Annotated in this window: 16 protein-coding genes; 9 read left to right on the top strand and 7 right to left on the bottom strand. The window is 60.3% G+C overall.

Going from position 1 to position 20,810, the window contains the following annotated elements; all coding sequences use genetic code 11:
- Window positions 1-5 precede the first annotated feature (5 nt).
- The 9 genes from murD (at window position 6) to lpxC (ending at window position 10,512) form a co-directional block, all read left to right on the top strand.
- Window positions 6-1,352 (top strand): UDP-N-acetylmuramoyl-L-alanine--D-glutamate ligase, encoded by a 1,347-nt coding sequence (gene murD, locus F8N85_RS02415; protein WP_150802088.1) that lies wholly within the window; start codon window positions 6-8, stop codon window positions 1,350-1,352.
- Complete coding sequence (gene ftsW / locus F8N85_RS02410; protein WP_150802087.1) at window positions 1,349-2,566, top strand: putative lipid II flippase FtsW; 1,218 nt, start codon at window positions 1,349-1,351, stop codon at window positions 2,564-2,566. The genes murD and ftsW overlap by 4 nt, the downstream gene beginning before the upstream one ends.
- Complete coding sequence (gene murG / locus F8N85_RS02405) at window positions 2,556-3,626, top strand: undecaprenyldiphospho-muramoylpentapeptide beta-N-acetylglucosaminyltransferase (protein WP_150802086.1); 1,071 nt, start codon at window positions 2,556-2,558, stop codon at window positions 3,624-3,626. The genes ftsW and murG overlap by 11 nt, the downstream gene beginning before the upstream one ends.
- Window positions 3,619-5,079 carry a UDP-N-acetylmuramate--L-alanine ligase gene (gene murC, locus F8N85_RS02400; protein ID WP_150802085.1) on the top strand — a complete coding sequence of 487 codons (1,461 nt, stop codon included), beginning with the start codon at window positions 3,619-3,621 and terminating at the stop codon, window positions 5,077-5,079. The genes murG and murC overlap by 8 nt, the downstream gene beginning before the upstream one ends.
- Window positions 5,076-6,056 (top strand): D-alanine--D-alanine ligase, encoded by a 981-nt coding sequence (locus tag F8N85_RS02395; RefSeq protein ID WP_150802084.1) that lies wholly within the window; start codon window positions 5,076-5,078, stop codon window positions 6,054-6,056. The genes murC and F8N85_RS02395 overlap by 4 nt, the downstream gene beginning before the upstream one ends.
- 4 nt (window positions 6,057-6,060) lie before the next feature.
- The gene (locus F8N85_RS02390) at window positions 6,061-6,927 is read left to right on the top strand and encodes a cell division protein FtsQ/DivIB (RefSeq protein ID WP_150802083.1); all 867 of its coding nucleotides are present in this window, start codon (window positions 6,061-6,063) and stop codon (window positions 6,925-6,927) included.
- A 13-nt stretch (window positions 6,928-6,940) separates the two neighbouring features.
- Entirely contained in the window at window positions 6,941-8,206 is a 1,266-nt protein-coding gene (ftsA, locus tag F8N85_RS02385; protein ID WP_150802082.1) for a cell division protein FtsA, read from the top strand.
- 94 nt (window positions 8,207-8,300) lie between these two features.
- Window positions 8,301-9,488 (top strand): cell division protein FtsZ, encoded by a 1,188-nt coding sequence (ftsZ, locus tag F8N85_RS02380; RefSeq protein ID WP_150802081.1) that lies wholly within the window; start codon window positions 8,301-8,303, stop codon window positions 9,486-9,488.
- Between the two features lie 112 nt (window positions 9,489-9,600).
- Window positions 9,601-10,512, top strand: a complete 912-nt coding sequence (gene lpxC / locus F8N85_RS02375; RefSeq protein ID WP_150802080.1) for a UDP-3-O-acyl-N-acetylglucosamine deacetylase — start codon at window positions 9,601-9,603, stop codon at window positions 10,510-10,512.
- A gap of 221 nt (window positions 10,513-10,733) precedes the next feature.
- Here lpxC and F8N85_RS02370 read toward each other — a convergent pair whose 3' ends face one another.
- The 7 genes from F8N85_RS02370 to F8N85_RS02340 form a co-directional block, all read right to left on the bottom strand.
- The gene (locus F8N85_RS02370) at window positions 10,734-12,236 is read right to left on the bottom strand and encodes a GGDEF domain-containing protein (protein WP_150802079.1); all 1,503 of its coding nucleotides are present in this window, start codon (window positions 12,234-12,236) and stop codon (window positions 10,734-10,736) included.
- A gap of 148 nt (window positions 12,237-12,384) precedes the next feature.
- On the bottom strand, window positions 12,385-13,665 hold the full coding sequence (locus F8N85_RS02365; RefSeq protein ID WP_150802196.1) for an OprD family porin: 1,281 nt from the start codon (window positions 13,663-13,665) through the stop codon (window positions 12,385-12,387).
- 232 nt (window positions 13,666-13,897) lie between these two features.
- On the bottom strand, window positions 13,898-14,122 hold the full coding sequence (locus F8N85_RS02360; protein ID WP_150802078.1) for a hypothetical protein: 225 nt from the start codon (window positions 14,120-14,122) through the stop codon (window positions 13,898-13,900).
- Between the two features lie 273 nt (window positions 14,123-14,395).
- Complete coding sequence (locus F8N85_RS02355; RefSeq protein ID WP_150802077.1) at window positions 14,396-15,775, bottom strand: heavy metal sensor histidine kinase; 1,380 nt, start codon at window positions 15,773-15,775, stop codon at window positions 14,396-14,398.
- Window positions 15,750-16,424, bottom strand: coding sequence for a heavy metal response regulator transcription factor (locus F8N85_RS02350; RefSeq protein WP_150802076.1), 675 nt, complete (start codon window positions 16,422-16,424; stop codon window positions 15,750-15,752). Before F8N85_RS02350 ends, F8N85_RS02355 begins: the two co-directional genes overlap by 26 nt.
- Before the next feature lie 9 nt (window positions 16,425-16,433).
- Window positions 16,434-19,520, bottom strand: coding sequence for a multidrug efflux RND transporter permease subunit (locus F8N85_RS02345; RefSeq protein WP_150802075.1), 3,087 nt, complete (start codon window positions 19,518-19,520; stop codon window positions 16,434-16,436).
- On the bottom strand, window positions 19,517-20,686 hold the full coding sequence (locus F8N85_RS02340) for an efflux RND transporter periplasmic adaptor subunit (protein ID WP_150802074.1): 1,170 nt from the start codon (window positions 20,684-20,686) through the stop codon (window positions 19,517-19,519). Before F8N85_RS02340 ends, F8N85_RS02345 begins: the two co-directional genes overlap by 4 nt.
- Between the last annotated feature and the right edge of the window lie 124 nt (window positions 20,687-20,810).

The following is a 20,810-nucleotide window of genomic DNA, read 5'->3' as shown; positions in this document are numbered from 1 at the left end:
AACGAGTGTCTCTGATCGCTTCTGACCACTTCCGCATCGTTGTCGGCCTCGGCAAGAGCGGCATGTCCCTGGTTCGCTTCCTGGCGAACCGGGGCGTGTCGTTTGCTGTGGCCGATACGCGGGAAAATCCACCGGAGCTGGCCACGCTGCGTCGTGACTATCCGCACGTGGAAGTGCGTTGTGGCGAGCTGGACGTCGAGTTCCTGTGCCGTGCCGACGAGCTCTACGTGAGCCCTGGTCTGGCGCTGGCGACCCCGGCCCTGCAGGCCGCCGCCGCCCGTGGCGTGAAATTGTCCGGTGACATCGAGCTGTTCGCGCGTAACGCGAAGGCGCCGATTGTTGCCATCAGCGGTTCCAACGCAAAAAGCACCGTCACCACGCTGGTGGGCGAGATGGCTGCCGCGGCCGGCAAGCGTGTCGCCGTCGGCGGCAACCTCGGCACGCCGGCGCTGGACTTGCTCAGCGACGATGTCGAGCTGTACGTGATGGAACTGTCGAGCTTCCAGCTCGAAACCACCGATCACCTCGGCGCTGAAGTGGCGACCGTGCTCAACGTCAGCGAAGACCACATGGACCGCTACAGCGGTCTGCCGGCCTATCACCTGGCCAAGCACCGGATCTTCCGTGGCGCCAAACAGTTTGTGGTGAACCGTCAGGATGCCCTGAGCCGTCCGTTGATGGGCGAAGGTCAGCCGTGCTGGACCTTTGGTTTGAGCAAACCCGATTTCAAAGCGTTCGGTATTCGCGAAGAAGACGGCGAGAAATATCTGGCCTTCGAATTCCAGAACCTGATGCCGGTGCGCGAGTTGAAGATTCGTGGCGCCCATAACCAATCCAACGCCCTGGCGGCATTGGCGCTGGGTCACGCCGTGGGTTTGCCGTTCGACGCCATGCTCTCGAGCTTGCGCACCTTCGCCGGCCTTGAGCATCGCTGCCAATGGGTTCGCGACTTGAACGGCGTGAGCTACTACAACGACTCCAAGGCCACCAACGTCGGCGCCGCACTGGCTGCCATCGAAGGCCTGGGCGCGGACATCGACGGCAAACTCGTGCTGATCGCCGGCGGCGACGGCAAAGGTGCCGACTTCAAGGACCTGCGCGGTCCGGTCGCCGCCAACTGCCGCGCTGTGGTGCTGATGGGCCGGGACTCCGGGCTGATCGGCCAGGCCATCGGCGATGCCGTGCCGCTGATTCGCGTCAACTCGCTGATCGAAGCGGTGGAGCAATGCCGCGCGATCGCCGAGCCAGGCGACGCGGTGTTGCTGTCGCCGGCCTGCGCCAGTTTCGACATGTTCAAGAACTACGAAGAGCGTGGGCAGTTGTTCGCCCAGGCCGTGGAGGGCTTGAAATGATCTTCAGTAATATCATCAAGCCGTATCCATCGCCGCTGATCACCGGGCGCGGTATCGACCTCGACTTCCCGATGCTTGCCGGTTGCCTGGCCCTGCTCGGCCTGGGCCTGGTGATGATCACTTCGGCGTCCTCGGAAGTCGCCGCGGTGCAGTCCGGCAACACCCTGTACCACATGATGCGCCACCTGATTTACCTGATCATCGGCCTTGGTACCTGCCTCGTCACCATGATGATCCCGATTGCCACCTGGCAACGCCTGGGTTGGCTGATGTTGATCGGCGCCTTCGGTTTGCTGGTGATGGTGCTGTTGCCGGGTATCGGCCGCGAAGTGAACGGTTCGATGCGCTGGATCGGTTTCAGCTTCTTCAACGTGCAGCCGTCGGAAATCGCTAAGGTATTCGTGGTGATCTACCTCGCCGGTTACCTGGTGCGTCGTCAGAAAGAAGTGCGCGAAAGCTGGATGGGCTTCTTCAAGCCATTCATCGTCCTGTTGCCCATGGCAGGTCTGCTGCTGATGGAGCCGGACTTCGGTGCCACCGTGGTGATGATGGGCGCCGCGGCGGCCATGCTGTTCCTCGGCGGCGTCGGCCTGTTCCGCTTCACCTTGATGGTAGCGCTGGCGGTCGGTGCGGTGACGGTTCTGGTTCAGGCCCAGCCTTACCGTATGGCGCGTCTGATTACCTTTACCGACCCGTGGGCCGACCAGTTCGGTTCCGGTTATCAATTGACCCAGGCACTGATCGCCTTCGGTCGTGGCGAATGGCTAGGCGTTGGCCTGGGCAACAGCGTGCAGAAACAGTTCTACCTGCCCGAAGCGCATACCGACTTCGTGTTCTCGGTACTGGCTGAAGAACTCGGCATGGTCGGCTCACTGCTCACCGTCGGGCTGTTCGTGTTCGTCTGCGTGCGGGCCATGTACATCGGCTTGTGGGCCGAAAAAGCCAAGCAATTCTTCGCCGCCTACGTGGCCTATGGCCTGGCGTTCCTGTGGATCGGCCAGTTCCTGATCAACATCGGAGTAAACGTCGGCCTGCTGCCGACCAAAGGTCTGACCTTGCCGTTCCTCAGTTACGGTGGCAGCTCGCTGGTGATTTGCTGCGCCTGTCTCGGTTTGTTGCTGCGCATCGAATGGGAGAGTCGAACCCACTTGGGCAGCGAAGAGATGGAATTCAAAGAGAGCGACTTCGCCGAGGAGCCGACCCATGGGCGCTAACGTGCTGATCATGGCCGGCGGCACCGGCGGACACGTGTTCCCGGCGCTGGCCTGTGCGCGCGAGTTCCAGGCGCGTGGCTACACCGTGCACTGGCTCGGCACTCCCCGCGGCATTGAAAACGAACTGGTGCCCACTGCGGGAATGCAACTGCACCTGATCGACGTCAGCGGCCTGCGCGGCAAGAGCAAGCTGTCCTTGCTCAAGGCGCCGTTCGTGTTGTTCAAGGCTGTGTTGCAGGCACGCAGGATCATTCGCCAGTTGCAGCCGGTCTGCGTCGTCGGATTTGGCGGTTATGTAACCGGCCCCGGTGGTGTTGCGGCAAAACTGGCCGGCGTGCCGGTGATCGTTCACGAGCAGAATGCCGTGGCCGGTACCGCCAATCGGCTGCTCGTGCCTTTGGCTGCCCGAGTCTGCGAAGCTTTCCCGGATACCTTCGGGGCATCGAACAGCCGGCGTACGACCGGCAACCCGGTGCGTACCGAGCTGTTCCTCGAAACACCGCGTCAGGCCCTGGCCGGACGCAAGGCGCATTTGCTGATCCTGGGTGGAAGCCTGGGGGCAGAACCCTTGAATAAATTGCTACCTGAAGCCCTGGCGCAGGTCTCCCCTGAACTGCGTCCGCAAGTGTTTCATCAGGCCGGCAAAAACCACGATGAAGTGACTGCCGAGCGCTATCGCGCCGCGGGTGTCGAGGCGCAAGTGCAGCCGTTCATCAAAGACATGGCCCAAGCCTATGGCTGGGCCGACCTGGTGGTCTGTCGCGCAGGTGCGCTGACCGTCAGTGAACTGGCGGCCGCCGGTCTGCCCTCGTTGCTGGTGCCTTTGCCCCATGCAATCGACGATCACCAGACCCGCAACGCCGACTATTTGGCCCGCGAAGGCGCTGCCTTCCTGATGCCGCAAAGAACGACTGGCGCAGCGGATCTCGCTGCACGCCTGACAGAGGTATTGATGCAACCGGAACGACTCAACGCTATGGCCACCGCGGCTCGCCGCCTGGCCAAACCCGATGCCACCCGTAACGTGGTCGATATCTGTCTGGAGGTGGCCCATGGTTGAGAATAAGAAAGCCATGCCACAACCGGAAATGCGCCGTATCCGTCGCATCCACTTCGTCGGTATCGGCGGTGTGGGCATGTGCGGGATCGCCGAAGTGTTGTTGAACCTGGGCTATGACGTCTCGGGCTCCGACCTCAAGGCCTCGCCTGTGACCGAGCGTCTTGAGTCCTTCGGTGCGCAGATCTTTATCGGCCACCGTGCCGAGAACGCGGCGAGCGCCGATGTGCTGGTGGTTTCCAGTGCCGTGAACACCTCCAACCCGGAAGTCGCCATTGCGCTGGAACGGCGGATTCCGGTGGTACCGCGGGCCGAAATGCTCGCCGAGCTGATGCGCTATCGCCATGGCATCGCGGTCGCCGGTACCCACGGCAAAACCACCACCACCAGCCTGATCGCCTCGGTGTTCGCCGCCGGTGGCCTGGATCCGACCTTTGTCATCGGTGGCCGGCTGAATGCAGCAGGCACCAATGCACAGCTGGGTACGAGCAGATACCTGATCGCCGAAGCCGATGAAAGCGACGCCAGTTTCCTGCACTTGCAGCCACTGGTAGCGGTCGTCACCAACATCGACGCCGATCACATGGCGACCTACGACGGTGACTTCAACAAACTGAAGAAAACCTTCGTCGAGTTCCTGCACAACCTGCCGTTCTACGGTTTGGCGGTGGTCTGCCTGGACGATCCGGTGGTCCGTGAGATCCTCCCGTTGATCGCGCGGCCGACCCTGACCTATGGCTTCAGCGAAGAAGCCGACGTGCGTGCGATCAATGTGCGCCAGCAAGGCATGCTGACCTTCTTCACCGTGCTGCGTCCTGATCGCGAGCCACTGGATGTCTCGGTGAACATGCCAGGCAATCACAATGTCCTGAACTCCCTGGCGACCATCGCCATTGCCACTGACGAGGGTATCAGCGATGAAGCCATCGTTCAGGGGCTGTCGGGCTTCCAGGGTGTCGGTCGACGCTTCCAGGTCTACGGCGAACTGCCAGTCGATGGCGGCAGCGTGATGCTGGTCGATGACTACGGTCACCACCCAACCGAAGTCGCGGCCGTGATCAAAGCGGTACGCGGTGGCTGGCCGGATCGGCGTCTGGTGATGGTGTATCAGCCGCACCGTTTCAGTCGCACCCGTGACCTGTACGACGACTTCGTGCAAGTGCTGGCCGATGCCAACGTCCTGCTGCTGATGGAAGTCTACCCGGCCGGTGAAGAACCGATCCCGGGCGCGGACAGCCGTCAGCTGTGCCACAGCATCCGCCAACGCGGCCAGCTTGACCCGATCTACATCGAGCGTGGCGTCGAACTGGCGCCGCTGGTCAAGCCGTTGCTGCGTGCCGGCGACATCCTGCTGTGCCAGGGCGCCGGTGATATCGGTGGCCTCGCGCCAAAACTATTGAACAGTCCGTTGTTTGCGGGTGCCGTTGCTGCTCCCGCTCCGGGGAAAGCGAAATGACTGCTGCCTATGCCAACCTGGTCTCGACCATCGAGCCGAAAGACTTCGGTCGCGTCGCCGTGCTGTTCGGCGGCAAGAGCGCCGAACGTGAGATTTCGCTGAAGTCCGGCAATGCCGTTCTCGACGCACTTTTGAGCGCGGGTGTGGATGCCTTCGGCCTCGACGTCGGCGACGATTTGCTGCAGCGTCTGCTGAACGAGAAGATCGACCGCGCCTTCATCATTCTCCACGGTCGTGGCGGTGAAGACGGCAGCATGCAGGGCCTGCTGGAATGCCTGGGCATTCCTTACACCGGCAGTGGAATCCTCGCCTCGGCGCTGGCCATGGACAAGCTGCGGACCAAGCAGGTCTGGCACAGTCTGGGCATTCCAACGCCACGTCACGCGGTGCTGACCAGCGAAGCCGACTGTATTTGCGCGGCGACGGAACTGGGCATGCCTTTGATCGTCAAACCGGCACATGAAGGCTCAAGTATTGGTATGGCCAAGGTGACCAATGCGTCGGAACTGATCGACGCCTGGAAAGCCGCCAGTACTTACGATTCGCAAGTGTTGGTCGAGCAATGGATTCAAGGTCCGGAGTTCACCATCGCCACTCTTCGTGACCAGGTGTTGCCACCAATTGCCCTGGGCACGACCCACAGCTTCTACGACTACGACGCCAAGTACGTGGCTTCCGATACCCAGTACCGGATTCCGTGTGGCCTCGACAGCGACAAAGAAAAACAACTGATGGACCTCACGGCCAAAGCCTGTGAGGCGCTGGGTATCGCCGGTTGGGGAAGGGCTGACGTGATGCAGGACGCCGATGGGCAGTTCTGGTTCCTGGAAGTCAACACCACACCGGGCATGACCGACCACAGTCTGGTCCCGATGGCGGCCCGTGCCGCCGGCCTGGATTTCCAGCAACTGGTGTTGGCGATCCTGGCGGCAAGTATTGCCGGTAATGCTGCCAGCAACAAAGAACCGCGAGGTTAAGTCCATGCAAGGCGCATCGCTACGTCATCCGCAACCCGCTCCCGGCCGCAAGCCGGTGCCGCGTGGTGCCAGCCGAATGGTGGCCAAAGAGCCGATGTCGTCGCGCCTGCCGAAAGCCAATTTCGGCTTTCTGAAAAGCCTGTTCTGGCCGGTGCTGCTGGTGGTGCTGGGCTTCGGTACCTACGAAGGCGCGCAGCGTTTGCTGCCCTACGCCGACCGGCCGATCACCAAAATCAACGTTCAGGGTGATTTGAGCTACATCAGCCAGCAAGCCGTGCAGCAGCGAATCGCCCCCTACGTGGACTCGAGCTTCTTCACCATTGATCTGGCGAGCATGCGTACCGAGCTTGAAAAAATGCCATGGATCGCCCACGCCGAAGTGCGTCGCGTCTGGCCCGATCAAGTGGTGATTCGCCTGGAAGAGCAACTGCCCGTAGCCCGCTGGGGTGACGAAGCATTGTTGAACAACCAGGGCGAAGCGTTCACTCCGCGTGAACTGGCGAACTACGAGCATTTGCCACAGCTGTTCGGCCCGCAGCGGGCTCAACAGCGAGTGATGCAGCAGTATCAGGTGTTGAGTCAGATGCTTCGGCCAATGGGCTTTTCGATTGCCCGACTGGAGTTGCGTGAACGTGGCAGCTGGTTCCTGACCACCGGTGCAGGCAGTGCCGGTCCGGGGATCGAATTGTTGTTGGGTCGCGGTTACCTGGTGGAAAAGATGCGCCGATTCATTGCCATCTATGACAAGACGCTCAAAGAACAGATTACAAATATTGCGCGCATCGACCTGCGTTATGCCAACGGCCTTGCCGTCGGCTGGCGGGAACCTGTAGCGCCGACGACAGCCGAACCCGCTGTCGCGAAGAATTAAGAGAGGCAGGACCATGGCAAACGTGCAAAGCGGCAAAATGATCGTCGGTCTGGATATCGGCACTTCCAAAGTGGTCGCGCTGGTGGGCGAGGTTGGGGCCGATGGCACCCTGGAAATCGTCGGCATCGGCACTCATCCATCGCGTGGCCTGAAGAAGGGCGTGGTGGTGAACATCGAATCCACCGTGCAATCGATCCAGCGCGCTATCGAAGAAGCGCAACTGATGGCCGGTTGTCGCATTCACTCGGCGTTCGTCGGCGTGGCGGGCAATCATATCCGCAGCCTGAACTCCCACGGCATCGTGGCGATTCGTGACCGCGAAGTCAGCGCGGCGGATCTGGAACGGGTACTCGACGCGGCCCAGGCCGTGGCGATTCCGGCCGACCAGCGCGTGCTGCATACCCTGCCGCAGGACTACGTGATCGATAACCAGGAAGGCGTGCGCGAGCCCCTGGGCATGTCGGGCGTGCGTCTGGAAGCCAAGGTCCACGTGGTGACTTGCGCCGTGAATGCCGCACAGAACATTGAAAAATGTGTGCGTCGTTGCGGTCTGGAAATCGACGACATCATTCTCGAGCAGCTTGCTTCCGCGTATTCGGTACTGACCGACGACGAGAAAGAGCTGGGCGTGTGCCTGGTGGACATCGGTGGCGGCACCACCGACATCGCGATCTTCACCGAAGGCGCGATTCGCCATACCGCGGTGATCCCGATTGCCGGTGATCAAGTGACCAACGACATCGCCATGGCGTTGCGCACTCCGACCCAGTACGCCGAAGAAATCAAGATTCGCTACGCCTGTGCCCTGGCCAAGCTGGCCGGTGCCGGTGAAACCATCAAGGTCCCAAGCGTCGGTGACCGTCCGCCGCGCGAGCTGTCCCGTCAGGCCCTGGCTGAAGTGGTCGAGCCACGTTACGACGAGCTGTTCACGCTGATTCAGGCCGAACTGCGTCGCAGCGGCTACGAAGACCTGATTCCGGCCGGCATCGTGCTGACCGGTGGTACTTCGAAGATGGAAGGCGCGGTGGAACTGGCCGAAGAGATTTTCCACATGCCGGTCCGCCTCGGCGTGCCCCATGGCGTCAAAGGCCTCGACGATGTCGTGCGCAACCCGATTTATTCCACCGGTGTGGGCTTGCTGATGTACGGGCTGCAAAAGCAGTCCGACGGCGGCGTGTCCTTTTCCGGGATCAGCAGCAACCGCGACAGCTACAGCAGTGAAGAGGCCAAAGCCCCACTGTTTGATCGCTTCAAGAGCTGGGTCCAGGGCAACTTCTAAAGATTTACCGCACTACAGCAGCGACAGGTTTCAAGCGGCAGGCAGCAGTAAAAAGTAGTAGGCGAAAAACTAGAGAAATGTAAGGAGAGGGAAAATGTTCGAACTCGTAGACAACATCCCCGCAAGCCCGGTAATTAAAGTTATCGGTGTCGGCGGTGGCGGCGGCAACGCTGTCAACCATATGGTCAAGAGCAACATTGAAGGTGTGGAATTCATCTGCGCCAACACTGATGCCCAGGCGCTGAAAAGCATCGGCGCACGAACCATCCTGCAATTGGGCACTGGCGTGACCAAGGGCCTGGGTGCCGGCGCGAATCCGGAAGTCGGTCGTCAGGCCGCTCTGGAAGACCGCGAACGCATTGCCGAAGTGCTGCAAGGCACCAACATGGTGTTCATTACCACGGGCATGGGCGGTGGTACCGGTACCGGTGCTGCGCCAATCATTGCCGAAGTGGCCAAGGAAATGGGGATTCTCACCGTTGCGGTGGTGACTCGTCCGTTCCCGTTCGAAGGTCGCAAGCGCATGCAGATTGCCGATGAAGGCATCCGTCTGCTCTCCGAAAGCGTCGACTCGTTGATCACCATTCCCAACGAGAAGCTGCTGACCATTCTGGGTAAGGATGCGAGCCTGCTGTCGGCTTTTGCCAAGGCTGACGACGTTCTGGCCGGTGCCGTTCGCGGTATTTCCGACATCATCAAGCGTCCGGGCATGATCAACGTCGACTTTGCCGACGTGCGTACCGTGATGAGCGAAATGGGCATGGCGATGATGGGCACTGGCTGCGCCAGCGGTCCGAACCGTGCGCGTGAAGCGACTGAAGCGGCGATCCGCAACCCGTTGCTCGAAGACGTGAACCTGCAAGGTGCACGTGGCATCCTGGTGAATATCACCGCCGGTCCTGACCTGTCCCTGGGTGAGTACTCGGACGTGGGTAGCATCATCGAAGCCTTCGCTTCCGAGCACGCAATGGTCAAGGTCGGTACTGTTATCGATCCGGACATGCGCGACGAGTTGCACGTGACAGTGGTTGCCACGGGTCTGGGCGCGAAAATCGAGAAGCCTGTTAAAATCATTGATAATACCGTTCATACGTCGATGGCAGCTCAATCGCCGGCACCTGCCCGTCAGGAAATGCCGTCGGTCAACTATCGCGATCTGGACCGTCCAACCGTGATGCGCAACCAGGCTCAGGCCAGTGCTGCGACTGCGGCAAAGCTGAATCCGCACGATGATCTGGACTATCTGGACATCCCGGCATTCCTGCGTCGCCAGGCCGATTGATGAAATGTATCAGGGGTATTAGGGTGATTGGTGTTCAGCAAAGGTCTGGTCTGCTATTATCGCCAGCCTTTGTTGATACCAGTTCGCAATTTGCGCTGAAGCGGCCCAAGCCATGATTAAACAACGCACCCTGAAAAATATTATCCGTGCCACAGGTGTAGGTCTGCACTCCGGGGAGAAGGTATACCTGACTCTCAAGCCTGCACCTGTAGACACCGGCATTGTGTTTTGTCGTGCCGACCTGGACCCTGTGGTGCAGATACCTGCTCGCGCAGAAAACGTTGGTGAAACCACTATGTCGACCACGCTGGTCAGCGGTGACACCAAAGTGGACACGGTGGAGCACTTGCTCTCGGCCATGGCTGGCCTGGGCATCGATAACGCCTACGTCGAGCTCTCCGCGTCTGAAGTCCCGATCATGGATGGTAGCGCTGGACCCTTCGTATTCCTGATTCAATCTGCCGGCCTGGAAGAACAGGACGCAGCCAAGAAGTTCATTCGTATCCTGCGTGAAGTGACTGTGGAAGACGGCGACAAGCGCGCCACTTTCCTGCCTTTCGAAGGCTTCAAAGTGAGCTTTGAGATCGATTTCGATCACCCGGTGTTCCGTGACCGCATTCAAAGTGCCAGCGTGGATTTTTCCAGCACTTCGTTCGTAAAAGAAGTCAGCCGCGCCCGTACCTTTGGTTTCATGAGTGACATCGAGTACCTGCGCAAGCACAACCTCGCACTCGGCGGTAGCGTTGAAAACGCCATCGTGGTCGACGCGGATGGAGTACTGAACGAGGACGGCCTTCGCTATGAAGACGAATTCGTCAAGCACAAGATCCTCGATGCAATTGGTGACCTCTACCTGCTGGGCAACAGCCTGATAGGTGAGTTCCGCGGCTTCAAGTCGGGGCATGCACTGAACAACCAGCTTCTGCGCAAATTGATTGAGCAGAAAGATGCCTGGGAAGTCGTGACCTTCGAAGATGCCAGCACTGCGCCGATCTCTTACATGCGTCCAGTTGCGGCCGTGTAAGCAATACTCTCTTTCTTTAGTTTTTAAAGGCTGCCTTCGGGTGGCCTTTTTTTATGGAAGCGGATTACGGTTGTCTCTATTTTGGTGGCGCTTATCAGGACGTCATCGCGAGCAGGCTCGCTCCCACATTGGTTCTCTGTGGAACCCAAATCTGTGTTCACTAAAGATCAACAGTGGGAGCGAGCCTGCTCGCGATGAGGCCTGCAGCCACACCACAACTCTTAACCAGCCACCACCCGATTGCGGCCTCTTTCCTTGGCCTGATACAGCGCCTTGTCAGCGGCGAACAGTAAGGTCTTCAAGCTTTCTTCAGGCGCCCCGGACCAAGTGCTCAAACCGATGCTGACGGTAATCGGCGATTTGTCGCCCTTGATCGGCGACAAGTGTTCGACCGCGGCACGGATGCTCTCGGCGATCTGTAGCGCGCCGGCCCGGTCGGTCTCGGCCAGTACTACCGCAAATTCCTCACCGCCATAACGCGCCACAAGATCGGCCGGTCGGCGGACGCTCTCGCTGATAACCTTGGCGACCGTGCGCAAGGCGTCGTCGCCGACCTGATGGCCATGGCGGTCATTGAACGCCTTGAAATGATCCGCATCGATCATCAGCACCGACAGCGGTTTGTCCGTACGCTGCGCGCGCGCCCACTCACGGCTGAGTACCTGATCCAGCGCCCGCCGATTGGCCACGCCGGTCAGTGCATCAGTGGCGGCCAGTTGCGCCAGTTCCTGCTCGGCGTGATGGCGCAACTTCAGCTCGCGACAAAGCAGCCAGGTCAACCACAGCAGGCCGATACAGAGCACTCCAGTGGCGCTGCTGATGACGATCGCGGTGCGCTTCCAGGCAGCGAATACTTCATGAGTAGAGAGGGCGACCATCACCGTCAATGGCAGGTCGCCAACCTGGGAAAAGGTGAACAGACGGCTTTCGCCGTTGACACTCGATACGCCGCTGAAGCTGCCAGTGCCTTCACGCAGAATGCGTTCGACGTTTCGCCGGGCGCTGAAGTTCTTGCCGATCAGATCCTTGTTCCGCAATGGATGTTGCGCCAGCATGATGCCGTCGCGGTTAATCACGTTGATGGTGCTGTCGTTGCCGATGTTCAGGCTATTGAACAACCGGTCGAAGTAAACCAGACGCATGGACGCTACGCCGACACCGTTGAATTCGCCAGTGGCGGAGGACACCCGTCGACTGAAACTGATGCGCCATTCGCCACGCTCGTCGCAGTCGCAGTGGTACTTGAACGGACGGCTGATGAACATCCCGGTATCGCGATTGAAGGCGTGGGCGAGGAAGTAGTCGCGGTCGGCAAAATTGGCCGGTTTTGGCTTGATCAACGACGAGTCGGCAATCACCTCGCCATACTTGTCGAGGAGCAGGATGTCGCCCTTGAAGGGCGCGCCTGCGGCCCGATCAAACAGCGCCAGGTGGCGTATCCGTGGCGAGACCTGCTTGAGGTCATCACGCTGGGCGGCGGCGATCAGACCTTTCAGGGACAGGTCATAGAGCTCGACATTACGTAGCACGTCGGCATTGATCAATTGCACGATATTGGTCGCGCTGCGGGTTGCGGCCAGCTCCGCGCTGCGGTGTTCGCGGATCAGCAGAAAGGTCACGATGCTCAGTATGGCGATCACCGTCAGCGAACTGCCGACAATCAGAATCAATACCGACCGGCTGACGGGGGGCGGGCGCGGGGATGTCGCACTACTCACACTCATGGTTCTGACTTCTGCTGTCCGAGACGGTATCAAGATTGTTGCGAGCAAGCATGCAGAGTGGCAGAGACCGGTCGCGCCTGTGGCGCCTATATAAATCCGGAGCTTGAAAAAGGCCAGCAAAACATGCTGACCGTTTGCTTATGTGAGCTTAGAACACATTCAGTGGGTAATCGACGATCACCCGGTATTCGTCGGTGTCCTGATCCAGCGCGCCGTAGCCATTGCCGCCGCGGTTGGTCGCCCATTGCAGGCGCAGTACCAGATCCTTGGCCTTGCCGCCCTGGACCACGTAGTTGAGATCGATGTCGCGCTCCCAGTGTTTGGCGTGCTTGCCATTGGCGCTGTACCAGGTCTCGCCGTAACCCGTGCTTTGCGGATCGACCTTGCTCAGGTCCAGTTCGCCACGGGAGTAGGACACCGCCGAGGTCAGGCCCGGCAGGCCGAGCCCCGTGAAGTCATAGGCGTACTTGAGTTTCCATGAGCGTTCGTTCGGGCCGTTGAAGTCTGAGTACTGCTGGGAATTGTCGAGATAGACGCTGTCGCCCTGGTTGATGTAATCGAAGGGGGTGTTGCCGTTCACCCGTTGATAGGCGACAGTGACGCTGTGATAACCGACGCCGATGCCCAAGTGCAGGCTGAAGGTGTTGTTGTTGATCTGGCCCAGCAGCGCGTCGCCGGTGTCTTGGGTGTGATAGAAGTGCAGACCCGGGTTGAGGCTGACCCGATCGTTCAGCGCGTAGCTGTAGTCCAGGTCGTAGTAATACTGGTTCCAGATGTCCTTGAGCTCAGAGGCATACAGGCTGCTGGTCAGCCCTGGCAGGCCGCTCCAGGCGACACCGGCCCAATTCAGGTGCTGGCTTTCTTCACCCTCTGGCAGGCTGCCATAAGAGGTACCGATGCGCTGATGGCCGCTCTGGTTGTAGAGCTTGGTGAAGCTGGCCTGGCCACCTTCGATCAGCCAGCCGTCGAGACTCTGGTTGCTCAGACTGACGCCGCGAAAGGTCTGCGGCAGCATGCGAGTCTCGCCGCCGGCAATCACCGGATTGTTCAGAAACAGGTCGCCGGCTTTGAGTTCGGTATCCCCTGCGCGCATTTTCAGCGTGCCGCCGGCCGTGGAAAACCCGGGCGGCGCTTTACCGTTGCCGCTGCCGATGGGCAGGATGCTTGAGCTGTCGGTGCCGCCGCCGCCGTCGAGCTTGAGCCCGAGCATGGCGTGGGCATCGAGGCCAAAACCGACGGTGCCCGGGGTGTAGCCGGATTCAAAAATCCCGAGCAACCCCTGTCCCCATTCAATGTTGTCATCCGCGCCCTGCTTACGGTTGCGGTTCATGTAGTAATTGCGGGCATTGAGCTTGAGCCCGGAACCTTCGACGAAGCCTTCGGCCGGTTCGTCCGCTGCATGGACGTTTGAGCCGATAGTTACAGCCATTGCAATGAATAGCGGGCTGAGTTTCAGTGAAAGACACACGTGGGATTAAAACTCCTTCGATCGATAATGGCAGTTATTATTTTGAGAATCGGGTGTTACTTGTGCGGCAAGACCAGGCATTCGAGGTGTTTTTCACAACGAAAAAAAAGCCGCTGAGAGCAGCGGCTTTGAAGACAACTTCTCAGGGGAAAGAGCCCTGCAAGTGTCGAGGGAAATAGAGCGGTGGTGCAGATCAGCTATCTTTCTCAACCGGCGCTTGTGCTTGGTTGACTGATGTTTGCTGGGGTGTCTCAGCGTTTTTGGCTTTGGCGGTCAGTTCGTTCCGGGACTGTTCCAGGGCATCGGCACGCGCGGCATTTTGCGCAACAAATGCTGGCGACTCTTCAGCCATGGCGAGCGGCGACAGGAACAAGGAAGACAAAACAAAAGCGCTGGCAATACCCATAGTGTTAGACATCTTGAAGACCTTCTTGCAGAGCAAGTGATATTTGGTGTGGCAAAAGTACCGGTCTTCGGCGCGGGGAAAAAGAGCGAATCACATAAAGGACTGTTGCCTTTAAGGTAACAGTAGGTTCATGAGGCCTTCAAAAGATCGCAGCCTGCGGCAGCTCCTACAAATGCTGTGCACATCTGCAGATTCGCGGATGTGCCCGCTCGACGTAGGAGCTGCCGCAGGCTGCGATCTTGGCGATCTGGCCGGCACCACAAAAGATGCGCAAAGGTAATGGGACTAAACCGGCAGATAGATCCCGAACGTATTCATCCCGTCATCACTGCGCACAAACACGTCGCCGCCATGCATCAAGGCAATGGCCTTGACGATCGCCAGGCCCAGGCCATGGTTGGCGCCGCTGTTGCTGCGTGAGGCGTCGACCCGATAGAAGCGTTCGAACAACCGCGACAGGTGTTCGCTGGCAATGGCTTCGCCGGGGTTGGCGACGCCGATGGCGACCTGGTGTTCTTGTACTTCAATCTGTACGCGAATGATTTGCCCGGGCGCGGTGTGTTGCACGGCGTTGTTCAACAGGTTGATCAATGCCCGGCGCAAGTGGGCGATTTCGATCTGCACCTGGGCGTCGCCACTGACCTCGACTTTTACCTGAGCGTCTTCGAGGATGAAGTCCAGGTAATCCAGGGTGGTCGCGACTTCATTGGCCAGTGAGGTCGAGGTGAGAGTCGTCGCTTTGCTGCCCTGATCGGCACTCGCCAGAAACAGCATGTCGTTGATGATCGACCTCAGTCTCTCAAGCTCTTCGAGGTTCGACTGCAGGACTTCAAAGTAGTGTTCGGCCGAACGCCCGCGAGTCAGCGCCACCTGGGTCTGGCCGATCAGGTTGGTCAGCGGCGAGCGCAATTCGTGGGCCACATCGGCGTTGAATGACTCCAGGCGCGAGTAGGCTTGCTCCACCCGTTCCAGGGTCGAGTTGAAGGCACTGACGAACTCATTGAGTTCCGGTGGCAGCGGCGACAGTTGCAGGCGTCCGGAGAGTCGCGGTGGCGCCAGGCGTTGCGCCTCCAGGGACAGTTTGATCAGCGGTTTCAAGCCGATCCGCGCCACCCAGTAACCCAGCGCCGAAGCCAGCAGCACGCCGATGATGGCCAGGCCGATCAGAGCGATCAGCAGCTGGTGCTGGGTTTGGTAGAAGGTCTCGGTATCGATGCCGATCATGAAGCGCAGCGGCGGGCGCTGGTCCTTGGCCGGGAATTGGCTGACCAGTGCTTTCAACGGGTAGGGCTGGTCGGGCAGTTGCAAGTCGCGCATCCCCAGCGGGCCTTCGGCAAAGGCCCGAATCTGCGGGGTCGGGTTGCCATATTCATAGCGCGGATCGCCGCTGATGATCCAGAAACGGATACGTTTGTCTTCCTCACCGAGCAGCTTGAGTTTGTTGTTGATCTTGACCCAGTGTTCCGGGGTGCCATAGCGGCCAACCGTCGATTCCAGCACGCTGTAGCGCGCTTCCAGTTCGGCTTCGGGCAGCAGGCCCAGGCCTTTGTCGACTTGTTGATACAGCGCGCCGCCAATCAGCAGGAACACCACCATGGCCACCAGGGTGAACATGCCGCTCAGGCGCAGTGCAATGGAGTTACTCACTACGGCTCTCCAGCACATAACCCATGCCGCGAATGGTGTGCAGCAGTTTCTCTTCAAACGGCCCATCGAGCTTGGCCCGCAGGCGTTTGATCGCGACTTCGACGACATTCGCATCGCTGTCGAAATTGATGTCCCAGACCATCTCGGCGATCGCGGTTTTCGAGAGGATTTCACCCTGGCGCCGGGCCAGCACGCTCAGCAGCGAAAACTCCTTGGCGGTCAGGTCCAGGCGTGTTCCGGCGCGGCTGGCCTTGCGGCTGATCAAGTCAATCCACAGGTCGGCGATGCTGATCTGCACCGGCTCATGACCGCTACTACGCCGGGTCAGCGCTTGCAGGCGCGCGACCAGTTCGAGAAAGGAAAAGGGTTTGCCCAGGTAATCGTCGGCACCGTCGCGCAGGCCTTTGATCCGGTCTTCCACCCGTTCGCGGGCGGTGAGCATGATCACCGGGGTCTGCTTGCGCGCACGCAGGGCGCGCAGCACGCCAAAACCGTCGAGACCGGGCAGCATTACATCCAGCACGATCACCGCGTATTCGCTTTCCAGCGCCAGGTGCAGGCCTTCGACGCCGTCCCGGGCCACGTCCACCGTATAGCCTTGTTCGGTCAAGCCGCGGTGCAGGTAGTCCGCGGTTTTTTCCTCGTCTTCGATAATCAGAACGCGCATGACCCCGCCTCAGTTAGTGGTCGCCAGCACCGGGGCTGGTTTGGGCCGATGGAATAGCCGCTCAAGCCACAAGTATATGACTGGCGTGGTAAACAACGTCAGCGCCTGGCTCACCAGCAACCCGCCGACCACGGCGATCCCCAGCGGCTGACGCAGCTCGGCACCGGCGCCGTAGCCGAGCATCAGTGGCAATGCGCCGAGCAGCGCGGCGAGGGTGGTCATCATGATCGGCCGGAACCGGGTCAAACAAGCCTGGTAAATGGCTTCCTCCGGGGTCAGCCCGCCGTTGCGCTGGGCGTCGAGGGCGAAGTCGATCATCAGGATGCCGTTCTTCTTGACGATCCCGATCAGCAGCACCAGGCCGATCAAGGCCATGATCGAAAAATCCTGCCCGAAGATCCACAGCATGATCAGGGCGCCAAGGCCAGCCGAAGGCAGGGTCGAGATGATCGTCAGCGGATGCACGAAACTCTCATACAGCACACCCAGAATGATGTAGACCGCCAGCAGCGCCGCGAGGATCAGCCAGGGTTGACTGGCCAGGGAACTCTGGAACGCCTGGGCCGCCCCCTGGAAGGTGCCGATGATCGTGGCCGGTACGCCGATTTCGTTCTTCGCCTGGTTGAGCATGGTGACTGCATCGCCCAGGGCCACACCGGGCGCGAGGTTGAACGACAGGTTGGCCGCCGGGAACATCCCGTCATGAGCAATGGACAGCGGGCCGACCCTGGGCGGATCGACCCTGGCCAACGCCGACAACGGCACCATCTCGCCGCTGAGCGGCGAGCGCAGGTAGAAGTAATTCAGGCTTTCGGCCTTGCCGCGCTGTTTGGCGTCGAGTTCGAGGATCACGTTGTACTGGTTGGTCTCGGTCTGGAACTCGTTGACCTGGCGTTGGCCGAAGGCATCGTAGAGCGCCTCGTCGACATCGGTGGCGGTCAGGCCAAACCGCGCCGCGGCGCTGCGGTCGATGCTGATGTGGGTAATGCTGCCGCCCAGTTGCAGGTCGTTGGACATATCGCGGAACGCCGGGTTGGTCCGCAGTTTTTCGGTCAGGCGCTGGGTCCAGGTATTCAGGGTCGGCCCGTCGTTGCTTTTGAGCACGTACTGGTACTGGCTGCGGCTCGGTCCGGAGCTGAGGTTGATGTCCTGCCCTGCGCGCAAGTACAGGACGATGCCCGGCACCCGGGTCATTTGCGGGCGGATCCGGTCGATGAACTCACTGGCGGAGACGTCCCGATCGCCGCGGTCCTTCAAGGCAATCCAGAAGCGTCCGTTGGCGATGGTCTGGTTGTTACCGGTTACGCCAACCGCATGGGAGAAGGTCTGGACGGCAGGGTCGGTGCCGAGGATTTTCGCCAACTGCTTATGTTTCTCCACCATGTCCGGGTAGGAAATATCCGCAGCTGCTTCTGTGGTGCCGAGCACGAAGCCGGTGTCCTGCACCGGGAAGAAGCCTTTGGGAATGGCCACATAACCGACGATCGCCATGGCCAGGGTCAGGCCGAATAGTCCCAGCATCAGCCGTTGGTGGGCGAGGGCGCGGCGCAGGCCTTTTTCGTAGAGCGCCAGCAAGCGTTCGCCAAAACCGTGGGCGTGGTGCGCCGGCTTTCGCATGAACAACGCGGCCAGGGTGGGCGCCAGGGTCAGCGACACCACCACCGAAATCAGGATGGTTGAGGTCGCGGTCAAGGCGAACTCCTTGAACAGCCGCCCGACCACGCCGCCCATGAACAGCAAGGGAATAAATGCCGCTACCAGCGAGAAGCTGATGGAGACCACGGTGAAGCCGATCTCGCCGGCACCCTTGATCGCGGCCTCGCGCATGCCGTCCCCGGCCTCGAGATGGCGATGGATGTTCTCGACCACGACTATCGCATCGTCGACCACAAACCCCACGGAGATCACGATCGCCACCAGGGTCAGGTTGTTCAGGCTGAAGCCCATCACATACATCAGGGCGAAGCTGGCGATCAACGACACGCCGAGTACGCTGGCAACGATCAGCGTCGCCGACAGCTGGCGCAGGAACAGGGCCATCACCGCGACCACCAGCAACACGGTGATCAGCAGGGTGATTTCCACTTCATGCAAGGAGGCGCGAATGGTTTTGGTCCGGTCCGAGAGCACGGTCACTTGTACCGAGGCCGGCAGCATCCCTTGCAGGCGCGGCAGTTCGGCCTGAATGCGGTCAACGGTCTCGACGATGTTGGCCCCGGGCTGACGAAAGATCACCAGATTGAGTCCCGGCTGGTCATTGGACCAGGCTTGCACATAGGCATTCTCGGGGCCGGCGATTACCCGTGCGACATCCTTGAGCAGTACCGGTGCGCCGTCCTTGTAGGAGACGATCAGTTGCCTGTATTCCTCGGGATGGAACAATTGATCGTTGGTCGACAGGGTGGAAATACTCGACTGACCGTACAGCGCGCCCTTGGCCAGGTTCAGGCTGGCCTGCTGCAGGGCCACGCGGATATCGGCCAGGGTCAGGCCGATGGCCGCCAGTTTATCCGGCGAAGCCTGCACGCGAATGGCCGGGCGTTGCTGGCCGCTGATGTTGATCAGGCCGACGCCGTCGATCTGGCTGATCTGCCGTGCCAGCAAAGTTTCCACGTAGTCGCTGAGTTCGGTGCCGGGCATCTGCGTCGAGCTGATAGCGAGGATCAGCACCGGGCTGTCGGCCGGGTTGACCTTCCGCCAGGTGGGCAGGCTCGGCATGTCATTGGGCAGCTTGCCGGAAGCGGTGTTGATCGCCGCCTGGACTTCCTGGGCGGCGGTGTCGATGCTTTTGTCGAGGGTAAATTGCAGGACCAGGTTGGTCGAACCCAAGGCGCTGCTGGAGGTCATCTGGGACATGCCGGGAATGGCGCTGAATTGCACCTCCAGCGGTGTGGCCACTGAGGACGCCATGGTTTCCGGGCTGGCGCCGGGCAGTTGGGCGTTGACCTGAATGGTCGGGAATTCCGCTTCCGGCAACGGCGCAATGGGCAGCAGCGGGAAGGCGATACCCCCCAGGAGCACCAGGGCAAAGGTCAACAACAGCGTGGCGACCGGGTGATCAATGCACCAGGCCGAAATCGAGCCATGGCCTTTCATGGTAGCGCCTGCGTTTTCGCCGTTTCAATGACCTGCGGCGGCTCGCTGAGCACCTCGATCCTCGAGCCCGCCTTGAGCCGCGACTGGCCGTCGCTGACCAGTACATCGCCAGGCTGCACGCCGGTAATGATGTTCAGGTTGCTGTTCTGATAGACCATTCGCACCGGCACGATTTCGACGGTGTTGGCGTTGACCCGGTAGACGAAATGCTGGTCCAGCCCGCGTTGCACCACGGTCGGCGGTACCACCAGGGCAGCTTTGTCGAGGGCCGTCTGGATCTTGATGGTCACCAGTTGCCCCGGCCAGAGCTTTTGCCCGGGGTTGCTGAATTCGGCCTTGGCGCGAATGGTCCCGGTGTTGGTATTGATCTGGTTATCGATCAGGGTCAGGTGGCCTTTACCCAACAAGTCGCCGGTTTCGCCATCGGTATCGGCGCCCATGTAGGCACTCACCTCGGCCTGGCGCGGGGCGCCCAGCAGGCCTTGCAGGATCGGCAGCATCTGTTGCGGCAGGGAGAACTCGACGGCGATCGGGTCGATCTGGGTCACTGAGAACAGCCCTTGCGCATCGGTCATGCGCAGGAAGTTGCCTTCATCGACGGAGCGAATACCGACCCGACCGGTCACCGGCGAGCGAATCTGGGTGTAGGAGAGTTGCACCTGCGCGGCGTCGATCGCAGCCTGGTTGCCCTGGGCCGTGGCTTTCAGCTGATTGACCAGCGCCTGTTGTTGATCGTAGGTCTGCTTGGAGACGCCATCATCGACGCTCAGCAGCTTGTAACGTTTAAGGTTGACCTGCGCCACTTGCAGTTGCGCCTGGCTTTCGCCCAATTGCGCGCGGGCCTGATCGAGGCTGGCGCGGATCGAGCGATCATCGAGGGTGGCCAGCAGATCACCGGTCTTTACCAGCTGACCTTCCTTGACCAGCAGTTTGGTGAGGATGCCGTCGATTTGCGGACGAATGATCACGCTGTGCAACGACAGCACCGAGCCGATGCCACTGACATAGCGCGGTACGTCCTGCTCGTTGACCTTGACCACCCGTACCGGAATCGCGCTCGGTGCCGCCAGTCTGGCCGTGGCGGGCTTGGTCAGGTACCAGCCGGCAAGGGCGACCAGGGCGATCAGCAGTCCTGCGATCACGATGTTTTTTTTCTGAATACGCATGCTGTCAGGACGCCAGAGCAAAGTGATCAATGGATTGGCCAGTATCAATGACTACTTATAGCCCCCTGACCCGGTCAGCAAAATGACTGCTAACTGACAGCGCTGTCAGTAATGGCTGATCGCC

This window comes from Pseudomonas fluorescens (genome assembly GCF_902497875.1).
GTDB classification, from domain to species: domain Bacteria; phylum Pseudomonadota; class Gammaproteobacteria; order Pseudomonadales; family Pseudomonadaceae; genus Aquipseudomonas; species Aquipseudomonas fluorescens_BR.
Note: the sequence above shows the minus strand (reverse complement) of the source record. Positions and strands in the feature narration are given on the sequence as shown.

Bases quoted from the DNA above. Each gene is read 5' to 3' on its own strand.
- ftsW (WP_150802087.1), top strand. From the start codon at position 1,349: ATGATCTTCAGTAATATCATCAAGCCGTATCCATCGCCGCTGATCACC.
- murG (WP_150802086.1), top strand. From the start codon at position 2,556: ATGGGCGCTAACGTGCTGATCATGGCCGGCGGCACCGGCGGACACGTG.
- murC (WP_150802085.1), top strand. From the start codon at position 3,619: ATGGTTGAGAATAAGAAAGCCATGCCACAACCGGAAATGCGCCGTATC.
- F8N85_RS02395 (WP_150802084.1), top strand. From the start codon at position 5,076: ATGACTGCTGCCTATGCCAACCTGGTCTCGACCATCGAGCCGAAAGAC.
- F8N85_RS02390 (WP_150802083.1), top strand. From the start codon at position 6,061: ATGCAAGGCGCATCGCTACGTCATCCGCAACCCGCTCCCGGCCGCAAG.
- ftsA (WP_150802082.1), top strand. From the start codon at position 6,941: ATGGCAAACGTGCAAAGCGGCAAAATGATCGTCGGTCTGGATATCGGC.
- ftsZ (WP_150802081.1), top strand. From the start codon at position 8,301: ATGTTCGAACTCGTAGACAACATCCCCGCAAGCCCGGTAATTAAAGTT.
- lpxC (WP_150802080.1), top strand. From the start codon at position 9,601: ATGATTAAACAACGCACCCTGAAAAATATTATCCGTGCCACAGGTGTA.
- F8N85_RS02370 (WP_150802079.1), bottom strand. From the start codon at position 12,236: ATGAGTGTGAGTAGTGCGACATCCCCGCGCCCGCCCCCCGTCAGCCGG.
- F8N85_RS02365 (WP_150802196.1), bottom strand. From the start codon at position 13,665: ATGGCTGTAACTATCGGCTCAAACGTCCATGCAGCGGACGAACCGGCC.
- F8N85_RS02360 (WP_150802078.1), bottom strand. From the start codon at position 14,122: ATGTCTAACACTATGGGTATTGCCAGCGCTTTTGTTTTGTCTTCCTTG.
- F8N85_RS02355 (WP_150802077.1), bottom strand. From the start codon at position 15,775: ATGTGCTGGAGAGCCGTAGTGAGTAACTCCATTGCACTGCGCCTGAGC.
- F8N85_RS02350 (WP_150802076.1), bottom strand. From the start codon at position 16,424: ATGCGCGTTCTGATTATCGAAGACGAGGAAAAAACCGCGGACTACCTG.
- F8N85_RS02345 (WP_150802075.1), bottom strand. From the start codon at position 19,520: ATGAAAGGCCATGGCTCGATTTCGGCCTGGTGCATTGATCACCCGGTC.
- F8N85_RS02340 (WP_150802074.1), bottom strand. From the start codon at position 20,686: ATGCGTATTCAGAAAAAAAACATCGTGATCGCAGGACTGCTGATCGCC.